This window comes from Bacillus sp. IS1, assembly GCF_032461585.1.
GTDB classification, from domain to species: domain Bacteria; phylum Bacillota; class Bacilli; order Bacillales; family Bacillaceae; genus Bacillus; species Bacillus velezensis.
In genome coordinates this window covers 622370-639741 of sequence record NZ_JAWCWR010000002.1, presented here as the reverse complement: position 1 = coordinate 639741, position 17372 = coordinate 622370, and the positions used below count along the sequence as shown (strand labels likewise).

17 protein-coding genes are annotated in these 17372 nt (G+C 46.4%); 3 read left to right on the top strand and 14 right to left on the bottom strand.

The window, feature by feature from the left end; translation table 11 throughout:
* Positions 1–45: 45 nt before the first annotated feature.
* From RUW00_RS11285 to RUW00_RS11275, 3 genes are all read right to left on the bottom strand, one after another.
* A complete protein-coding gene (locus tag RUW00_RS11285; RefSeq protein WP_280144651.1) occupies positions 46–1815 on the bottom strand; it encodes a glycoside hydrolase family 13 protein in 1770 nt (589 codons plus the stop codon).
* A 101-nt stretch (positions 1816–1916) separates the two neighbouring features.
* Entirely contained in the window at positions 1917–2867 is a 951-nt protein-coding gene (locus RUW00_RS11280) for a LacI family DNA-binding transcriptional regulator (RefSeq protein ID WP_014418958.1), read from the bottom strand.
* 173 nt (positions 2868–3040) lie between these two features.
* The gene (locus RUW00_RS11275; RefSeq protein WP_014418959.1) at positions 3041–3616 is read right to left on the bottom strand and encodes an LOG family protein; all 576 of its coding nucleotides are present in this window, start codon (positions 3614–3616) and stop codon (positions 3041–3043) included.
* A 115-nt stretch (positions 3617–3731) separates the two neighbouring features.
* Between RUW00_RS11275 and RUW00_RS11270 the strand changes: the two genes are divergently transcribed.
* A complete protein-coding gene (locus RUW00_RS11270) occupies positions 3732–4052 on the top strand; it encodes a MazG nucleotide pyrophosphohydrolase domain-containing protein (RefSeq protein ID WP_280144652.1) in 321 nt (106 codons plus the stop codon).
* A 44-nt stretch (positions 4053–4096) separates the two neighbouring features.
* Here the strand turns inward: RUW00_RS11270 and RUW00_RS11265 are convergent, their stop codons facing one another.
* On the bottom strand, positions 4097–5686 hold the full coding sequence (locus RUW00_RS11265; protein WP_095270897.1) for a SulP family inorganic anion transporter: 1590 nt from the start codon (positions 5684–5686) through the stop codon (positions 4097–4099).
* Positions 5687–5688: 2 nt separating this feature from the next.
* The gene (locus RUW00_RS11260; RefSeq protein ID WP_003151503.1) at positions 5689–6270 is read right to left on the bottom strand and encodes a beta-class carbonic anhydrase; all 582 of its coding nucleotides are present in this window, start codon (positions 6268–6270) and stop codon (positions 5689–5691) included.
* A 400-nt stretch (positions 6271–6670) separates the two neighbouring features.
* Between RUW00_RS11260 and RUW00_RS11255 the strand changes: the two genes are divergently transcribed.
* Complete coding sequence (locus RUW00_RS11255; protein ID WP_012118532.1) at positions 6671–7636, top strand: 2-hydroxyacid dehydrogenase; 966 nt, start codon at positions 6671–6673, stop codon at positions 7634–7636.
* Between the two features lie 204 nt (positions 7637–7840).
* Complete coding sequence (locus tag RUW00_RS11250; protein ID WP_223204413.1) at positions 7841–8230, top strand: ribonuclease; 390 nt, start codon at positions 7841–7843, stop codon at positions 8228–8230.
* A gap of 60 nt (positions 8231–8290) precedes the next feature.
* Here RUW00_RS11250 and RUW00_RS11245 read toward each other — a convergent pair whose 3' ends face one another.
* From RUW00_RS11245 to RUW00_RS11205, 9 genes are all read right to left on the bottom strand, one after another.
* On the bottom strand, positions 8291–9037 hold the full coding sequence (locus RUW00_RS11245) for an arylamine N-acetyltransferase family protein (RefSeq protein ID WP_007407420.1): 747 nt from the start codon (positions 9035–9037) through the stop codon (positions 8291–8293).
* Between the two features lie 24 nt (positions 9038–9061).
* A complete protein-coding gene (locus tag RUW00_RS11240; protein WP_012118534.1) occupies positions 9062–9319 on the bottom strand; it encodes an HPr family phosphocarrier protein in 258 nt (85 codons plus the stop codon).
* A 23-nt stretch (positions 9320–9342) separates the two neighbouring features.
* Complete coding sequence (gene whiA, locus RUW00_RS11235; protein WP_007407421.1) at positions 9343–10293, bottom strand: DNA-binding protein WhiA; 951 nt, start codon at positions 10291–10293, stop codon at positions 9343–9345.
* 26 nt (positions 10294–10319) lie between these two features.
* The gene (locus RUW00_RS11230) at positions 10320–11273 is read right to left on the bottom strand and encodes a gluconeogenesis factor YvcK family protein (protein WP_014418964.1); all 954 of its coding nucleotides are present in this window, start codon (positions 11271–11273) and stop codon (positions 10320–10322) included.
* Entirely contained in the window at positions 11270–12157 is an 888-nt protein-coding gene (gene rapZ, locus RUW00_RS11225) for an RNase adapter RapZ (RefSeq protein ID WP_021495252.1), read from the bottom strand. Before rapZ ends, RUW00_RS11230 begins: the two co-directional genes overlap by 4 nt.
* A gap of 25 nt (positions 12158–12182) precedes the next feature.
* Complete coding sequence (locus RUW00_RS11220; protein WP_003151491.1) at positions 12183–12650, bottom strand: 8-oxo-dGTP diphosphatase; 468 nt, start codon at positions 12648–12650, stop codon at positions 12183–12185.
* A 273-nt stretch (positions 12651–12923) separates the two neighbouring features.
* The gene (trxB, locus tag RUW00_RS11215) at positions 12924–13874 is read right to left on the bottom strand and encodes a thioredoxin-disulfide reductase (protein ID WP_103527225.1); all 951 of its coding nucleotides are present in this window, start codon (positions 13872–13874) and stop codon (positions 12924–12926) included.
* Positions 13875–14080: 206 nt separating this feature from the next.
* Positions 14081–15493: a peptidoglycan DL-endopeptidase CwlO gene (cwlO, locus tag RUW00_RS11210; RefSeq protein WP_007407424.1), complete on the bottom strand. Its 1413-nt coding sequence runs from the start codon at positions 15491–15493 to the stop codon at positions 14081–14083.
* A 397-nt stretch (positions 15494–15890) separates the two neighbouring features.
* Positions 15891–17345 carry a tetratricopeptide repeat protein gene (locus RUW00_RS11205; protein WP_103526604.1) on the bottom strand — a complete coding sequence of 485 codons (1455 nt, stop codon included), beginning with the start codon at positions 17343–17345 and terminating at the stop codon, positions 15891–15893.
* Positions 17346–17372 lie beyond the last annotated feature (27 nt).

Genomic DNA, 17372 nt, shown 5'->3' with positions numbered 1-17372 from the left:
AGAAAGCGGTTTCAAAGCCTTTCAGCCTGTTACCGATAACAGAATTCAGACAGGGGCGTCAGCGCTTAAAATCAAAAATTCTCTCGGCTGAACAGCAATAGCGGCATCATGTTGAAGGATCTGATCCGTCCACGCATCGTAAACTATTCTGCTTCTCTCCATATTAAAATCTTGCAAACGGATTTCCCCGGCCCGATTCCCCTGATTAAAATAGAAAATCAATTGCCTGCCATTGAAAACCCTCGAAAAACTGATACAATCGTTTTGATCATCAAGCAGATGCCACTCAAGACTTCCGTACGTCAATAAAGCGTTTTCTTTTTTGCGTAAGGTGATTAAGCGTTTCATAAAGCTGAGCATTTCCTGGTTTTGCTTTTCCTTTTCCCAAACCATACACTTCCGGCATAATGGATCTCTCCCGCCGTCCAGACCGATTTCCGTTCCGTAGTAGATGCAGGGCGCTCCTGTCTGGGCAAACATAAAGGCCAGCAGAGCGCGGGCTGTTTTCTCATCATTTCCGCACCTTGTCAGAAGACGTTCTGTATCATGGCTGTCCAGTAAATTGAACGTCACCTCGTTGGCCTGCCGCATCCCATTCATCAAGTGCGCGTTTAATCGATAGGCCATGGATGAAGCAGAAATCTCCCGGTCAGCAAAATAAGCAATCATCGGCTCTGTGAAAGGATAATTCATCACGGCATGAAACTCATCTCCTCTGAGCCAAGGTTCCGATGAATGCCATATCTCTCCCAAAATATAAAGATCGGGTTTCTCGGCCGTTACAGCCTGCCTGAATGCCTTCCAAAAAGCGTGATCCACTTCATTTGCCACATCTAAACGCCAGCCGTCAATGTCAAATTCACGAATCCAGTACAAAGCAATCTCAAACAAATACCTCTGTACTTCCGGATTAGCCGTATTCAGCTTCGGCATATCAGGCGTAAACGCAAACCTGTCATAATTGTCTTCTTTCACAGGAAAAGAGTGAACATGGAACCAGTCTTTGTAGCGGGACCGGGCCCCGTGTTTTACAACATCCTGCCACTGCGGAGAAGCGCTGCCTATATGATTAAAAACAGCATCAAGCATAATTTTCATTCCCCGCTGATGAAGCCGACTGACCAATGTCCGGAAAAGCTCCCGATCCCCAAAATGCGGATCGATGGAATAGTAATCCAGCGTGTCATATTTATGGTTGGATGGAGAGGAGAAGATCGGAGTTAAATAAATTCCGTTCACCCCTAATTCTTCTAAATAGTCGAGTTTGTCAATAATCCCCTGCAAATCTCCGCCAAAAAAATCATTAACGTCCGGGTCCTTGCTCCCCCAAGGCAGTGCAGCTTCCGGTGACAGGTCTTCTCTTCCATTCGCAAAACGTTCCGGAAAAATTTGATACCAAACCGTTGATTTCGCCCATTCAGGCGCTTGAAATGTATCCGCCTCATGAACAAACGGAAGCTTAAAATAATAATGAATCGTTTCCAGCGTTTTTTTATTTACAGGACAGACCCCTGACGCTCCGAAAAAGATGTTTTCATGCTGGTCTGAGACAATAAATGCATATTGCAAACGCCTGAATGGCGGCGTCACTTCAGCAAACCAATAATCATGATTTTGGGTTGCGGCTGTTTTTCTCATTGGCTGCTCGGCTGCCGACCACCTGCCGCCGCTGTATTCATAAGGATCGCCCCAAACCAATCGAATCTGATCAGCATCACCTTTTTTCGTCCGGATTTTGATATGCACCGTCCGCCCGTCATAAGAATAAGCATCAGCACTGAACGGCTGATGATGTATTGCGGCATATTCCATCATGTTTCCCCCTTTTTATAGGCTGGCTTATGCTTTGAAGGTAGCATGATGAAATCGGGAGAAGCAATCGTTTTTCTCTTGTTACCGATAACAGAATCAAGCTTTCACAAAGTTGATTCCCGCACAATTAACTCCGGTTCAAAAAACAAATGACCTTGAGCTGCGCCGCCTTCATTCATTTTTTTCAGCAGCATTTTCGCACAGGCCTCTCCCATTTCCACAACCGGCTGTCTGACCGTAGTCAGCCGCGGGGAGGAAATGCGGTCAAGAAAAACACCGTCATTTCCAGTAACGGCCACATCTTCGGGAATTCGTTTTCCGAGTGACTGCACCGCACGAATGACCCCGAGCGCGATTCGGTCGGTGGCGCAGACAAACGCGGCTTGCCGGCCGAGCGTTTTCAAAACTTCTCTTGCCAGGCTTTCGCTTTTTTTTGAACTGTTAGCGATCCGAAACAGCTTCGTTTCTCTGCAGCTCTCTTTCATCGCCCGAATATACCCCTGTTCTCTTGAGCGTTCGAATGGCTCATCCAAATCAATGCCGAAAAAGACAACCTCACGCTCCCCCAGCCCCATGACATGGCGGGTTGCCATAAAAGTCCCTTTTTCGTTATTCACATCGACGAAATCATAGCCCATTTCATTTTCTCCAAATACGACTAACGGCTTTTCAAAAGCTTTGATGACAAATTCAAAATCGGCCTTTCTCAAGCCGGTGGCAATAATGCCGTCGCATTGCCCGATATTGAGTGAATTTCTTGTCACAAGCTGCAAAGCATAATGATGGCGATCCAACTCCCGGCTGATTCCGGTCAGCAAGTTCATGTAATAGGGTTCGGTCGTATCCATTTCCTCAAGAATCAGCAATTTGACAACCTGTGTTCTGTTTTGCACAAGCGCTCTTGCCGCATAATTAGGGATGTAATTCAGCTCTTTCATTGCGGAATGAACGAGCTTTTTCAGTTCATCTGTTACCGTATCAGGGTGATTAATCACACGTGACACCGTCATTTTCGAAACATTCGCTCTCTTAGCCACATCTGACAACGTCGCCATTTTCCGTCTCCTTCCGCTTTTGCTTAGATAGCCAATCCGAATTAGTTAAATTATACTACGATGGTAATCCGGACATAAAAAAAGATTTCCCTAAGGAAATCTCACATTGTCAAATACACTCGATTTTCATGAAGTCCGCCCGGAACTCACACACATGTCAGATGGCTCTTTTTTTATATTTCCGTCCATTTTTTCTGAAGGATCGGGTACGAGTAATTGTTCATCTGCTCAATCAGCTCATCCGGCCGGGAGGAACTGTGTATCAGTTTTAAATGAGACTCATTCGAAAATCCTTCCTGAATGCTGTACTTGACCATCTTCATCATCGGCTCAAAATACCCGTTCACATTGTACAGTCCGATCGGTTTTTGATGAATGCCGATTTGCGCCCAGCACAGCACTTCAAATAACTCTTCATATGTTCCGAAACCGCCGGGCATGGCAATGTACCCATCGGCAAGTTCACTCATTTTCGCTTTCCGCTCATGCATGCCGCTGACTTCAATCAGCTCCGTCAGATTCTGATGAACAACCTCTCCGCTGAACAGCCCGCTCGGCATGACGCCGACAGCTTTTCCGCCGCCTGCCATTAACGCATCGGCGACGGTTCCCATCAGACCGACCCGTGAACCGCCGTAAACAAGGCCGATTCCCTGCTCCGCCATATATTCACCCAGTTCGGCCGCTTTGCGTTTGTACTCTTCATTTACCCCCGGGTTTGACCCCGCAAATACACAAATGGTTTTCATTTTTTCATCTCCACATCTATATATGTACATCAATAAATCAAAATACACTATATATTGTCCCATCTCTATATGATAATATCAATAAGAATCATACAGGACATAAGGAGTGTTTCACATGCAGATGGCTGAAGCAGAACGATGGACGAAAGATTTTTACGAAAAACGAGGATGGACGGCGTACGGGCCATTTATCAGAATCGGCTTTTTAATGGAAGAGGCGGGTGAGCTCGCCCGGGCGGTAAGAGCATATGAAATCGGCAGAGACCGGCCGGATGAAAAGGACGCGACCCAGGCTGAACGCAGGCAGGAGCTGATTGAAGAAATGGGTGACGTCCTCGGAAATCTGGCCATCCTTGCCGATAAGTACGGAATCACGTTAGAAGATGCGATGAAAGCCCATCAGGAAAAACTGATCCAGCGCTTTGAAACCGAATAAAAACACGGCCTGTCCGCTTTTTCATGGACAGGCCGTATCTGAATTTATCCCGTTATCTCGTCCTGATGCTCAAAGAAATGCTGCTTTCCGATTTTATGAAACAGCCCCGTCTTCCGGATCAGCTCTCTCGGCTGTGATTGCAATCCGACGATCATCAATCTCCCGTTATGCCGTTTGATCCGGTTCATCACATTCCCCAGCACCGCTTCTGCGGAGGTATCCATGTAATGTACATTATTCATCAGCAGAATAAGCGTCTTCGGCTTTTCCTGAAGCCTCTCCAGCAGCGATGATTCCAGTGAATCAATTGAACCGAAAAACAGCGGCCCTTCAATGGAATATGTGCTGACGGACGAATCATTTTTAACCGATTTGACAGCGGCATGCGGTGTTTTGATGCTTGTTGATTCGCTCATTTTTCTGATAAAGAAAACAAAAGCGAGCACGAGACCGGCAGAAACGCCGATGATTAAATCAAACAGAACCGTCAGTAAAAAGGTTGCCGCCAGTACGAATGAATCAGTGTTTTTCAGCCGCATCATATTGGCGACTTCCCTCCGCTCACTCATGTTCCAAGCCACAACCATCAATACCGGCGCCATGCTTGCAAGCGGTACATGAACGGCAAGCGGGGCGAAGACGAGCAGGACGAGGAGGACGGTGACTCCGTGGACAACACCGGAAATCGGAGAAACTGCGCCGTTTTTAATATTTGTTGCGGTCCGCGCAATCGCTCCCGTTGCCGGTATGCCGCCGAAAAGCGGCGCTGCCATATTGGCGATGCCCTGCCCGACAAGCTCCCTATTGCTGTCATGCCGTGATCCTTTCATATTGTCCGCGACCATCGCCGATAATATGGACTCAAGTCCGCCGAGAAGCGCAATGATCAAAGCAGACGGGAACATCATCACCATGTTATCGATTGAGAAATCCGGAAGCTGAAAAGCCGGGAGCTGCCGCGGAATCTCCCCGTAAGCAGAACCGATTGTCGCCATTTTGTCAGGAAAAAACATGACCGCCGCGGCTGTAGAGACAAGCAGCGCCACAAGCGCGCCCGGAATCTTCGGCATCAGCCTGGCTGATAACACCAAAATGGCCAAAGCAATTCCCGCGATGAGGATGCTGTACAAATTAAAGGTTCCGATCTTCTTGCCTATTTCCGCAATGTTGAGGATAAAGCTTTCATGCTTTTGGATATCGCGCAGACCGAGAAAATGGGCAATCTGCTCCGAGAAAATCAGCACCGCGATTCCGGCCGTAAATCCGACGATCACCGGCTTCGGCACGAATTTCATAATCTTTCCGAGCTTAAATACGCCAAACAGGACGAGCATGACGCCTGCCATAAAACCGGCTACAAGTAAATTCTCAAAACCATACTGCATCACAATGGCAAATAAAATGGGAACAAACGCCCCCGTAGGCCCGCCGATCTGATATTTAGAGCCGCCCAACAGCGAAATCAGAATTCCGGCCACAATAACGGTGTAAAGCCCGTATTCCGGACCGACCCCCGAAGCGATGGCAAAGGCCATTCCCAGTGGAATCGCTACAATTCCGACCACAATTCCTGCGATTAGGTCTTTCTGAAATTTCTGCAAATTGTATCCCTGATATCTGCCGGTAAATTGCATCGTCAGCTGCATCCTCCTTTGACTGTTTCATAACCGTCAACGACAACATCCAGCGTCCCCGTCCCCGGATCGATCACCAGCCCGTGCACCGGCACCTCTTCAGGCAAGAGCGGATGATGCCTGACCATATTCACGCTGTGGGCCACGCTTTCTTCGACGCTGTGAAAACCGGTCAGCCATGTTTCCAAATCGACTCCCGCATGCTGCAGAAGGCTGAGACATTTGTCCTCAACGCCGCGCTCTTTCGCTTTATTTAATATGGAAGCCGCATTTAATCCCGACATTCCGCACTCGCGGTGACCTATGATGCAGACTTCCTCTGCCTGCAGTTCATAAACGGCAACCAAAATGCTCCGCATGACACTTCCAAATGGGTGAGAAACAATGGCTCCCGCGTTTTTTATGATTTTGGCATCGCCGTTTCTGAGTCCCATCGCCTGCGGCAGAAGCTCCGTCAGCCTTGTATCCATACAGGATACGATGACAAGCTTTTTTTTCGGGAATTTTGTCGTTTGGTAAGGTTCATATTTCCTTTCTTGGACAAACTGCTGGTTGTGCTCCAAAATGCTTGATAAAGAAACCATTTTTCTATTCATCTCCCATCCGATTGTATTGCAAGCCTTCTTACCCAGCTTACAGTAAGGAATTATAGCACAGAAAAAGGCCTCAAAAGCGCTTTCAAAAAAAGACACGATAATTTGACTGTAAATTCAGATTATGTTCATTTATATCTTTCAAAAATAATAAAATTTATCTTTACACCAACCTATAAAGCTTTTAAAAACAGCGGTTCCGCTCATTTTGCCTTCAGAAATATAGGCGGATTCTGTTATTGTTTGGAGAAATCAAGCATGTACGTTTCTTTTTCTTTCATTTTAAGTTCAAAAGAACCAGAAATTTACCGTAATGCGTTTGAATATTTCTCACGTTACCGCTTCTCTTATATAATAAAATAGAGAAGAAAGACAAAGGAGGAGAAGCCCGTTGAAACCCTATGTATTCATCGCGAAACCGATACCGCCGGAAGTCGAACAAATGATAGGCGAGCATTGCCGCTATGACATCTGGAAAGAAGATACCATTCCAAAAGAAGAACTGTACGAAAAAATGAAAGATGCTGAAGGGCTGCTGACATCCGGAACGGCGATTGACAGTGATTTACTGGATCACGCGCCGAAGCTGAAGGTCGTCAGCAATAATTCAGTCGGCTATGATAATTTTAATATTGAAGAAATGAAAAGACGCGGGGTTGTCGGCACTCATACACCGTACACGTTAGATGACACTGTCGCTGATCTGGCTTTTTCATTAATTCTGTCTTCCGCCAGACGGGTTGCCGAATTGGATCGATTCGTCCGCGCCGGCAAATGGGGAACCGTTGAGGAAGAATCTCTTTTCGGTATGGATGTCCACCATCAGACATTAGGAATTATCGGCATGGGCAGAATCGGTGAACAAGCTGCCAAACGGGCAAAATTCGGCTTCGACATGGACGTGCTGTATTATAACCGCAGCAGAAAACCGGACGCTGAGAAGGAACTCGGGGTTACATATGCCGACTTAGATACACTGCTGAAAACATCAGACTTTGTGCTGTTAATTACGCCGCTTACTGACGAAACGTATCATATGATGGGAGAGCGGGAATTTAAATTGATGAAAGATACGGCATGTTTCGTCAATATTTCCCGGGGAAAGACGGTTGATGAGAAAGCGCTCATCCGCGCATTGCAGGAGGGCTGGATAAAAGGCGCCGGTTTAGATGTGTTTGAAAAAGAGCCGATCGCCGAAGACAATCCGCTCCTGCAGCTGGAAAACGTCACATTGCTTCCGCATATCGGGTCAGCAACGGCAAAAATCCGCTTGAATATGTTCAAGCAAGCCGCACAAAACATGATTGACGCCGTATACGGAAAAACGCCGAAAAACCTCACGAAGGAATTTCAATGAGATGAAAAATCCCGGCCGTTCAGCCGGGGTTTATTTTTTTGCTAGATCAAAAGTACTATTTTTAAATTCTTTCTATTCCTTTCTCTCGATGCTGATACAATGAAAAGGAATCAGCTTCACATGATAAAAATGGGAGGTATTGCTTTGAAAAAACGATTATCGTGGATTTCCGTTTGTTTGCTGGTGCTGTTCTCCGCGGCGGGGATGCTGTTTTCCACGGCTGCCAAGACGGATACATCTTCTCACAAGGCGCACACTGAAGCACAGGTTATCAACACGTTTGACGGGGTTGCGGATTATCTTCAGACCTATCATAAGCTTCCTGATAATTACATTACAAAGTCAGAAGCACAGGCCCTCGGCTGGGTTGCATCAAAGGGGAATCTGGCAGACGTCGCTCCGGGGAAAAGCATCGGCGGAGACATCTTCTCAAACAGGGAAGGCAAACTCCCTGCCAAAAGCGGACGGACGTGGCGTGAAGCGGATATTAACTATACATCAGGCTTCAGAAATTCAGACCGGATTCTTTACTCAAGCGACTGGCTGATTTATAAGACGACAGATCATTATAAAACCTTTACAAAAATGAGATAAACACATACAAAAAACGGCTTCCCTGCGGAGGCCGTTTTTTTTGCAGAGAACCTGCGAGCTTCATATAAAATGAGCAGTAAATTTTTCTTCAAACTCTGACCGGTCTATTCTGCTGTTTTCCGCCGTGCCATCGTGTTTTTTTATTGTTATATTGCGTTCAGACAGAACCATGTGCCCTTCCGGTGTCCGCTTAGAAGCAAGCAGGCGTTTGTTGAAAGGAGAGCGTTCATGTTCAAAGATTGTTTGTTTCATAGACTTGAGGTCCTTTTCATCGATTTCTTCAAGCGAAAATGCGTAACCTGTCTGCCAGCCGTCCCCTTTGTTCATTTCAAGCAGGTATGTCCCGAATTCCGTCTCTTCTATCCTCACGCGGAACGCTCCGGCCGCTGATACCGTCTCGTCTCCCGACATCGGCACAGGCTGCATGGCGAGATTGAGGCCGAAGCCTGCATCAGCGATGTACTCATTCCCTCCGGCGGAAAGAAGTACGGCCGCATGTGTGCCGGGCAGCGCCCAGCCGTTTTTCCAGACCGTTCCGCGGATCAATTTGACATCAAATCCGGCATCTTTCAGGATGAAATAAAGCAGTCCGTTCAAGTCATAACAAAGGCCGCCATGAGGTTCCTTCACCATGTGCCGCCACAGTCCTTCTTTCGTGACGTCATATTCTTTTTTGGACAAAACCGCGCGATTTTCAAACGGAAACCGATACGCGAGCGCCTTTAAAAACTCTGGCAGGTTGCTGAAATCGAGGGAATCCTTTTCCCAGCCTATCGTTTGATAACAATCTTTCAGAAACTCATTCATCGTTCCGTCCCCCTTACAAAGTGTTTACACTTCTTCCTGCACATAAGCGGACAACTTTTCCAGCGCTTCCTTTTCATCGTCGCCTTCAGCGATCAGAGTGACTTCCGTCCCTGTGCTGACCGCCAGACTCATTAATCCCATAATGCTTTTGGCATTCACTTTCTTGCCGTTTTTCTCAAGAAACACATCTGATGCAAAGCGATTTGCCTCCTGTACAAACAATGCAGCGGGACGCGCCTGCAAACCCGTCTTTAAACGCACTTCCACTTTCTCCTGAACCATAAGATCTCCCCTTTTCTGTACGGTTATTTCAAAGTGATGCTTTGTCCTGTACGCAGCTGTTCTGCGATTTCATCGAGCTTTCTCAGCCTGTGATTGATGCCGGATTTGCTGATTTTCCCGCTTGCAACCATTTCCCCCAGTTCTTTCAGCGTGACCTCCTGATAATCAATCCGCAGCTGCGCAATTTCGCGAAGCTTTTCCGGCAGCGCTTCAAGACCGATCCGTTCATCAATGTATTTAATATTTTCCACCTGTCTGAGCGAAGCACCGATGGTTTTGTTTAAGTTTGCTGTTTCACAATTGACGAGGCGGTTCACTGAGTTTCTCATATCTCTGACAATCCGCACATCTTCAAAGCGCAGCAGTGAATTGTGAGCGCCGATGACATTCAGAAATTCAGTGATTTTTTCCGCCTCTTTTAAATACGTAATATAGCCTTTTTTCCGTTCAAGCGTTTTGCTGTTCAGATGAAATTCATTCAGCAGCGCGCATAATGAATCGTTATGTTCCTTATAAAGCGAGAAGATTTCCAAGTGGTACGACGATGTTTCGGGATTATTCACAGATCCCCCCGCCAAAAACGCCCCTCTCATATAAGAACGTTTGCAGCACCGTTTCGCCACCAGTTCCTCAGAAATATTCCGTTCAAATACAAAGTTCTCTCCGAGGATTTTCAATTCCTCTAAAATCAGCTTTGCATTTTCAGAAAAGCGCACAATATAAACATTATTTTTTTTCAGCCGCATTTTTTTTCTGACTAACAGTTCGACCGATACATCATATTGTTTCTTCAGCAATGTATAAATGCGGCGGGCAATCGCCGCATTTTCGGTTTGAACGTCAAGCACGAGATGGCGGTTTGAAAATGACAGGGAACCGTTCATCCGAATCAGCGCGGACAGCTCCGCCTTGGCGCAGCAGTCCTTCACTTCCAGATTCGTCAGTTCTTTTTTTGTTTCCGATGCAAATGACATATTAGCCACCTCATTTCAAAAGGCCTCTAGTCCCTTAATAAATCGACAAGAAGAGAAGCCACTTTATGTGTATCGTGACGGATTACGCCATTTTTATACGTGATAATCTGATCCCTGATGACCTCAAGCCCCATGGATTTCAGCTTTTCAATATTGAAGTCGACGGGCCGGGCCAGCTCTTTCGCATATTTGCTTTTGATTTCGTCAGGGATCTCCTCATTGTTGATTAAGATCGTGTCGATAAACGGCTGCTCCATATGATCGTTCAGCGCCTTGACATGGTCGGCCGCGCTGTATTGCAGCGTCTCGCCGGGCTGTGTCATGACGTTGCATATATATACTTTTTTGGCCGCAGCCTTGACGACTTCTTCTCCGATTTTCGGCACGAGCAGATTCGGAAGAATACTTGTGTACAGGCTTCCCGGACCGATAATGATTAAATCGGCCTGACGGATGACGTCAATCGTTTCCGGGAGCGGATCAATTTTTTCAGGCGTAAGAAACACCCGTTTAATCCGCTGGCCGTAAGAAGGGATTGTCGATTCTCCGGAGACGACCTGCCCGTCCTCCATTTCAGCGTGAAGAACGACACTGGTGTTGGCAGCCGGCAGCACTCTGCCGCGCACATTCAGCACCTTGCTCATTTCGGTGACAGCGTGAAAGAAATCACCGGTTATATTTGTCATCGCTGCCAAAATCAAATTGCCGAGCGAATGTCCGGTTAAGTCGCTTCCTTTGTTGAAACGGTGCTGAAACAGATTTTCAACGAGCGGCTCAACATCTGACAAAGCGGCCAGTACGTTACGGATGTCACCCGGCGGCGGAATTTGAAGTTCATCCCGCAGACGGCCTGAACTTCCGCCGTCATCAGCAACTGTCACAATCGCCGTAATATCAACGGGCTTATGCTTTAACCCCCGAAGCAGCACGGACAGACCCGTTCCGCCGCCGAAGATTGCGATTTTCGGCTTCTTATTCATTTCCGGCTTCTCTTTTCAATGTCCCGGTGAGTGACATGAGTATAGAAATCTTTTTTAAAATAGTCAGCCAAATACTCAACGAGCGTGACGGAGCGGTGCTGGCCGCCCGTACAGCCGATCGCGATGACAAGCTGGCTTTTACCTTCCCGCTTATAAGACGGAAGCATAAAGCCGAGCAGATCAACAAGCTTTTCAATAAACTTTTGTGTTTCGTTCCACTTCATCACATAGGACGACACTTCCTCATCTTTCCCCGTAAGCGGCCTCATGCTTTCAATGTAGAACGGATTCGGCAGAAACCTTACATCAAACACGAGGTCGGCATCTATCGGAAGCCCGTATTTGAACCCGAATGACATTACGTTCACTGTAAATGTTTCACCTTGGTTCGTGGCGAAATGCGCCACGATTTTTTCACGCAGATCACGCGGTTTCATATCCGATGTGTCATAGATCAGCTGAGAGCGCCCTTTCAATTCTTCAAGCAGCTGGCGTTCCAGCGCGATTCCTTCGAGAGGAAGCCCGGTAGCGGCCAGCGGGTGAGAACGCCTCGTTTCTTTGTATCTCGTCACAAGAATGGAATCCTTAGCGTCTAAAAAGAGAATACGCGGTGTAATCCACGGATTTTCCGCCATTTCATCCAGCGCCTCAATCAGCCTGTCAAAAAATTCACGTCCCCGCAGATCCATGACAAGCGCGACCTTGCTCATTTTTGAACTTGATTCTTTCATCAGCTCCAAAAATTTCGGCAGCAAGGAAGGCGGCAGATTGTCGACGCAAAAATAGCCGAGATCCTCAAAGCTTTGAATGGCGACGGTTTTCCCCGCTCCAGACATTCCCGTAATGATGACGAGCTGAATATCATGGTTTTCATTCATACTCATCTTTCTCCCCCCTGCGGTCTTACTTTTATTTGATAAGCTGCGGATCTAAACGATAGCTGAGCAGCTCGAAGTCCGGCGTATACGTAAAGGTGCCGTGCAAAAGCCCTTGGCCCTTGATCATAAAATCAAGGATATGCCCGTCTCCGGGGGCCATCGGAAGGCTGTGGATATCTTTTACGTCATGCCACTTCAGAACGCCTTCCTCTGATTCAGCGACATTCCGCCCCGTGTAGGAATCGGCGACGAAAGTAAACATCATCCACTCTGACACGATTTGTTCCTGTTCCTTAATAATAAAGGTAAACACGCCTTTTAACTGCGGATTTAGTATATAAATGCCCGTCTCTTCTCTGTACTCTCTGATGACGGAATCTCTGACGGATTCGCCGCTTTCCATCTTCCCGCCGGGCGCGACCCACCAGCCCCGTCTCGGCTTTTGGAGAAGGAGAACCTGATCATCTGTCTGCAGCACACAATTTGTCACTCTTTGCACAAGTACGTCACCTAACCTTCTCAACAAATCATCGTCTCTTCATTATACCGTTTCGGCATGTCTCTCACAATGCAGAGACACCGACATCCTTTTCTTTTATTTGACAGAAAACAGAAAATCGCAAAAAAAGGGCACGGATACTGGAATCCGTGCCAAAGTGTATTCATTAAAAAGGGGGTCAATTACTACATTCATCTTAAAACATCAGTATTTCACCCGTGTTACAGCGTAATTAAAACACAGTAACGATTCAAAAACTGAACATTACAGTGATTATTTAACGGTTTTGAGCGTTTCCTCAAGCTCTTCCACATAATGCTGAACGCTTTGAGCCGCAATACTTCCGTCGCCTGTCGCCGTTACGATCTGGCGGAGCGTTTTTTCACGGATGTCTCCCGCGGCGAAAATGCCTGGAACTTTTGTCTCCATTTGAGCATTTGTTTCAATGTAGCCTTCTTCATTTGTGATGCCCAAGTTTTCGAACGGTTTAGAAAGCGGAAGCATACCGATATAAATAAAGACGCCGTCAGCTTTGAATTCTTCCTCTTCTCCCGTCACGGTATCCACAAGAGTAAGTCTGCCGACTTTTCCGTTTTCCTCATGGATTTCTTTTACGGTTTTGTTCCATTTGAAGTCAATTTTCTCATTGTCAAAAGCACGCGCCTGAAGAATGCTTTGCGCCCGCAATTTGTCACGTCTGTGAACGATGGTGACTTTTGAAGCGAAGCGTGTCAGATAGACGCCTTCTTCAACGGCGGAGTCTCCGCCGCCGACAACGACAAGCTCTTTATTCTTAAAGAACGCGCCGTCACAAACCGCGCAGTACGATACGCCGCGGCCGCCCAGTTCTTTTTCGCCGGGAACGCCGATCTTTTTGTATTCCGCTCCGGCAGAAATGACGATGGCGCGCGCTTTATATTCTTTTGAACCGGCTTTGAGCGTTTTATATTCTTTGCCGTCAACGATTTCTTTAATATCGCCGTACGCATATTCCGCACCGAATTTTTTCGCATGTTCAAACATTTTATTAGAAAGTTCAGGGCCGAGAATGCTTTCAAAACCCGGATAGTTTTCAACATCCTCCGTGTTGGCCATCTGGCCGCCCGGAATTCCTCTTTCGATCATTAATGTGGATAAGTTCGCTCGTGATGTGTAAACAGCAGCGGTCATCCCCGCCGGACCCGCGCCGATAATGATCACATCATAAATTTTTTCTTCTGACACCATGATTCACTCCTTTTCGAAATGGGGCGCACCCTATATGGATAAGAATCCCCATCAATCGTATTCCTTACCCATATCCTATTAAATCTGAGGGCAATTCGCTATTTTTTTGCTCATTTTTCTGAGAAACCATGATTAGTCGGCTCCTGAGCGGGTATACAAATAAAGAAAGAGCCTTCCGGGATAGAAGGCCCTTGTCTTATTCATTATTGCACGACACGTCTTACATTGCCGTTGAATGCTTTCTTCCAGTAAGGGTTGCTCATAGAATCAATGGATACACCGTGTGATGTATTATCGTTCAGGAACGTTCCGTTACCTAAGTAGATGCCGACGTGGCCGTTTGTTTTATACGTATTGAAGAATACTAAGTCTCCGCGTTTCATGTCAGACGCGCTTACTGCTTTACCTCTTCCGATTAATGTATCTGTGTTTGTGCCGCTTGCAGGTCCGAGGTTAACGCCTGCGTTAGCATAAGCCCAGCGTACGAATGAAGAGCAGTCAAAAATACGGTTGTTAATATCAGATTGAGTGCGTCCGCCGCCGAATTTGTACGGGGATTGACCCACAAGGCTTGAACCTACGCTGATCGCGCCTTCAATACCGCCTGAATTTGAAATAACAGATCCGCCGTCAGAATCATCTGAACCGCCGCTGTTATGAGATGATCCGCCTGAAGTGCTCTTCGGTTTGCTTGAGCTGTCAGATGAATCAGATGATGTTGAAACAGCCGCTTTTTTCACAGTTTTAACCGCCGGTGCCGGCTGGCTGTCATCTTTTTGGTTTTGGTCTTCAGAAGCTTTTTGCGCTTCTTCCTGTTTTTTGATCAGGGCAGCCGCTGCAGCCTGCTCAGCTTTAATGCGCTTCTGTTCTTTTTCAGTGTCAGCTTTTTCGTTTGCAAGCTTTGATGCTTCTTTTTTCAGATCAGAGATAGCGGAAGCCGCTTTTTTCTGACCGTTTTTCGCTTCGTCGAAAAGCTTGTCTTTCTGATCAAGCTGTTTATTCAGGTCTTTTTGCATAGACTCGAGTTTCGCAAGATCATCTTGAACTTTTTTCAGCTTCACGTTAAGTTCAGCTTCTGCGTCTTCGAGTTTCGCTTTATCCTGCTCCTGCTGTTTGATCAGCTCTTTATCCGCATCAACGATAGAAGATACCGCAGTCGCACGGGAAATGAAGTCTCCGAAGCTTGTCGCCCCTAAAAGAACATCTATGTATCCTTGAGAACCGCCGTTTTCCTGTAAAGAACGAACGCGTTTTTTCAGGATTTCATTGCGTTTTTCAATACGCGCTTCTGTTTCTTTGATTTCTTTTTTCAAATCAGCGATCTGCTTTTTCGTTTTTTCGTTTTCAGCTTTTTTATCTTCGATTTTATTGCTTGTATCCAACGCTTTAGCGTTAATGTCTTTCAGTTCTTTTTCAATCTTAGCCTGCTTGTCCTGAAGCTTAGACAATTCTCTTTCTTTTGCTTCAAGGCTTGAAGCCACCTCAGATTGCTTGCTTTCAATTTTCGCTTTTTTGCTGTCTAATGTTTCCGCCGATGCAGTTTTTGTAAACGGGATCAAAAAACTGCTTGTCCCGATGACGGAAGCCAAACCAAGTGTTAATAAACTCTTTTTCACTTTTTCTTTCCTCCCTTTTACTTTAAACCTGTTCTCATTTGGAATTCTATTATGAACATCAAAGTTACGCTCCCTCACATACCCGTGAGGCTGATGATTTTTATGTATGAATCTTTAAATCTTTTAAATTGGTATAGATTATACAGCACATGTAAAATAAACTAATCTCTTATGTACGAAACTCATTATACCATCATGTTTCGACAATTTTTATTACAGTTATATTTCAATGTGATTGCAAATCTCATATTTTGCAAAATAAACGGTGATTACAGCCCGATTTCGATTCAAAAAGCAAAAAAATACGTATGAATACCTCTTTTTTCGGCGGTAAAGTTCTGTTTTGCCCCTTTCTGATAAAAAAAAGAACCGACTCTTTATATAGAAAGAATCGGTTTTATTCTAATATATCATCTATTTGTCTGATGTATTTCGAAAGTGTTGCCGGCGTTATACCGTAAACGGCGGCCGTTTCTTTTTTCGTCGTTTTTTCGCCGTTTGCTTCTTTCCATACATATGCGATGGCTGCGGCCCATGCCCGCTCATTCTGTACGGCAGCGGCGGCGCGGATGTGCTGAATGACGTGAAAAACCCAGCAGCTCATGACGTCAGTTTTTAAACTGTCGGCTTCCGCTTTCTCCAGAAGCTTGACCGTCCGATACGTGAACAGCGCATCACCGGAAACGCCTGAAGCGCCTTTTTCACCGGAAAGCAGCAGTCTGACGAAATCTTGTTCAAACGGTGAAACGGCGCGTTTTGCCGTCAGAACTTTTTCAAGCTGGTCCCGCTCTCCTTCAGCGCTGCTGATATAATAGGCGGCAAGCCGCTGTTCAAGTGAAGCAGGCAGCGGTTCCTGCCGCTCCGCCCAAGGCGCGGGCCGGTCTGATTCGGGAAATTCGGCTTCTGCCTTTTTCCAAATGGTTTCCGCAAATTCTGTGCGGCCTGTCCCGTAGGCTGAGGCGGCAAGCCAGTAATAAAACGTGTCGTCGCCTTCGAACCCGCTTTTGTAAAGAGAACGGAGCCATTTATAACCGAGATCATGTCTGCCGACAAGCGCAAGCGTCGCCCCCAGCTTATAGCGCTGTTCGAATAAAATCGGATACACATTAGCGAGCCTTTCGCTCAATTCTCCGACTTTTTCATCTTCCCTCTCGTAATAGCAGAATACAAGGAGGTTGCACAGGGCATGGAGATTGCCTTCATTTTTCTCAAGCACTTCGAATACCGTTTGTTTCGCTTTTGTGACATTGCCTGAGTAAAAGTAAGCGAGCGCCAGGTTGTTGTATGCAGACCAAAGCTCGGGATAATCGGCCGTAATCTCTTCAAGCATGACAACCGCTTCATGAAGCTGGCCGCTCTCAAGAAGCGTTTTTGCCCGGTCCTGCCTGATCAGCAGCTCATCCTGGTCATAGAGCGATTCGTTTTCACCCGCTTCGCCGAAATCCAAAAGCTCCATCAGATTTTCAATCTCTTCGCTGAATTCCCCGTCCGGATCGGCATCTGAATAAGCCGCCGCTTCTTTGTATGCTTCCTGAAAGAGCCCCAAATGCGCGAAATTATTCGCTTTAAAGTAATGACACTCGGGCATTTCTTCTTTCAGGTTCACCAAAATAAAGTCGAACAGCTCATTTGACTGCTGGTAGTGGCCCATTTCAGAATAAATGACGGCCAGCCGGGACAGCATTTCGGAATCATTCGGCTCGAGGTGGACGGCCCGCTGAATCAGTTTGCTGGCCCGTTTTAAATTCCGCTCTTTATATGCTTTTAAGCCTTTATGAAAAAAATATTGTCCATCCTGAAGCAGCTGGACAATTTGCGCGTGCTTTTTCTGTTCAGAAGTGTGTTTTCCCACAAATATCCTCCGTTTTATACGTATTAC